Source organism: Candidatus Neomarinimicrobiota bacterium (assembly GCA_017656425.1).
Lineage (GTDB): Bacteria > Fidelibacterota > UBA2242 > UBA2242 > B5-G15 > JACDNV01.
The window spans coordinates 1-1,882 of record JACDNV010000040.1; the positions used below are offsets into that span (position 1 = coordinate 1).

The following is a 1,882-nucleotide window of genomic DNA, read 5'->3' on the forward strand; positions in this document are numbered from 1 at the left end:
TCGAAGACAGAAGTATCGCCACCAAGCCCCAGGATAATCCGGGGCTTTTGTTTTCTGCTTGGGCTCCAAGTTCTCCCACCATAATAGCACTACCCTTTTCATACAAGTCAGGCTCGTGCTACTTTGTGATCGATACGCTCATGAGATTCATAAAGGGTATGACGACGGGCTGGATACCTATCTGACCGGTGGTTGTGGTGATGAAAGCGCGGGCAATTAAAAGCATATTCATCAAGCCGTTCAATCTGCATAGCTTGTCGAAAAACCCTTCGTCAACCTTGTCTTCTGACTCAAAAACTGCCTCAAAGACTGCTCGAATCTTCACAGAGATGTCGTGCACCATCCTTCCCTCTTGCTCTCCTTTCGCGAACACATACAGAGTGACCACTCTGACAAGGCGCTTGCCCTCACGTTGTATATCATCAAAGGAAGGCTCTAGCTCAAGGCTGTAGCTTATGATACCCTCCTCTGTCTTTTTTACCTGGAAGTGTGCCTCTTCGATCAGGTAATCAACGATCCTGAAGAAGCTCTCTCGAGGTTTGAATCTTTCTTCTTTTTCTGTCATGCCCCCACACTCCTTATCTCTTCCGCTTGAACGCTGTATTTTAGGAAAGAGCCCCCTTTGAACTCATATTTCTGCTCAATCTCTGTGGGTACTATTCCAAGCGATATTCTGATTCGTCCGCCCAACTTTGCAATTATCTTGGCGAGGACTTTGATGGATATGTTCTTATCCCCTGTTTCGATTTTTGAAAGCATGGACTGTGATATCCCAAGTTTCTTGGCCAATTCCTTTTGAGTCAAGTTGTGCTCCTTCCTGTACGCCAGAAGCTGTCCTCCTATCTGTACCATAGCCTTGATGAAGAGTTTCTCCTCTTCAGAAAAGCTAATCCCAAGATCTTCAAACAGTTCAAAGGCATCGGAATACTTCTTAAAAGTTTTCTTCATCATATCAATCCCTCCCTCAATAGATCTCTGTATCGATTCACTGCGCTCTCAATAGCCCTTTTGTAATCACTTTCTTCTCTCTCTTCAAAAGCCGCGAGCAAAACCACATAGCTGCCGATAAATGTGAAGATAATCCGTATGTTTGGGCTTTTCTTTACTAACCTTAAGCAATATAGATCCATGCTTCTTGTTCCTTTGAGTTTCTCAAAGTACGGCAATGTTATAACCTCTTTCCTTTGTTCCCGTATGGTTTCCAAAAGAAATATGTACTTCTTCGCTACTTTCTCGCGTCTTTTCTTAGGTACACGTTGTTCTATCAGTTCCTTGAGTTCTTCCAAAAAGCCCTCAGCCTCTATAATCTCCTTCCCCATGAGCACCGCCCTTTTGCTTCTTTATCCCCGTTGCTATTATAACCAATAAGTCATATTTTCCCAAGCCTTTTTGTACCGCTCGTCTTTTACGTTGAAGAAAAGCCCCGGAAAGTTATCAGATGTTTGCAAACATCTCTAATCCAAGATTAGATTGACCCTGCTTATCTGATCATCCAATTGTCTCCAAAATGTTTCCCAAATGAAATATGAAACTGCGGACTTATGTAAGTGAAGGAGGGGACTTCTGTGGTTGAAAGACATGTAAAAGGAATAAACGGTAAAACATATATGACCGTGAAAAGCGATCTTTCGTAGAGTCTGTCGAAGATTCGAGCACCAAGAAGCTTCTGAAAACTCTCCAGTGGAAGATTTGATGTGATTACAATTCTCTTTATTCTCAAACGTTCTATCCCAGAACTTCTTTAGGGTGATCTCCATCACAGTTGCTACAAGTTTCAGCTGTTTTTTGTGGCTCTGATACCTGGGGCCCTGCAGGTAGAATGGTCCGCGTCGAAGTCGCGCGATAAATATTGCATATCTCACCTTTTGCATTCATGAGAGCA

3 protein-coding genes are annotated in these 1,882 nt (G+C 43.1%); all 3 read right to left on the reverse strand.

Translation table 11 applies throughout. The features are described from left to right. Nucleotides 1-118: 118 nt before the first annotated feature. Genes H0Z29_12080 through H0Z29_12090 form a run of 3 tightly spaced genes read right to left on the reverse strand, consistent with a single transcriptional unit; the run spans nucleotide 119 to nucleotide 1,319 of the window. Nucleotides 119-565 (reverse strand): hypothetical protein, encoded by a 447-nt coding sequence (locus tag H0Z29_12080; GenBank protein MBO8132222.1) that lies wholly within the window; start codon nucleotides 563-565, stop codon nucleotides 119-121. Continuing rightward, entirely contained in the window at nucleotides 562-951 is a 390-nt protein-coding gene (locus H0Z29_12085; protein ID MBO8132223.1) for a helix-turn-helix transcriptional regulator, read from the reverse strand. The genes H0Z29_12080 and H0Z29_12085 overlap by 4 nt, the downstream gene beginning before the upstream one ends. After that, nucleotides 948-1,319 carry a type II toxin-antitoxin system RelE/ParE family toxin gene (locus tag H0Z29_12090; protein ID MBO8132224.1) on the reverse strand — a complete coding sequence of 124 codons (372 nt, stop codon included), beginning with the start codon at nucleotides 1,317-1,319 and terminating at the stop codon, nucleotides 948-950. The genes H0Z29_12085 and H0Z29_12090 overlap by 4 nt, the downstream gene beginning before the upstream one ends. Nucleotides 1,320-1,882: the final 563 nt, after the last annotated feature.

What these genes read in the sequence shown, in the direction of transcription:
- H0Z29_12080 (MBO8132222.1), bottom strand. Translation starts at nt 565, where the DNA reads ATGACAGAAAAAGAAGAAAGATTCAAACCTCGAGAGAGCTTCTTCAGG.
- H0Z29_12085 (MBO8132223.1), bottom strand. Translation starts at nt 951, where the DNA reads ATGATGAAGAAAACTTTTAAGAAGTATTCCGATGCCTTTGAACTGTTT.
- H0Z29_12090 (MBO8132224.1), bottom strand. Translation starts at nt 1,319, where the DNA reads ATGGGGAAGGAGATTATAGAGGCTGAGGGCTTTTTGGAAGAACTCAAG.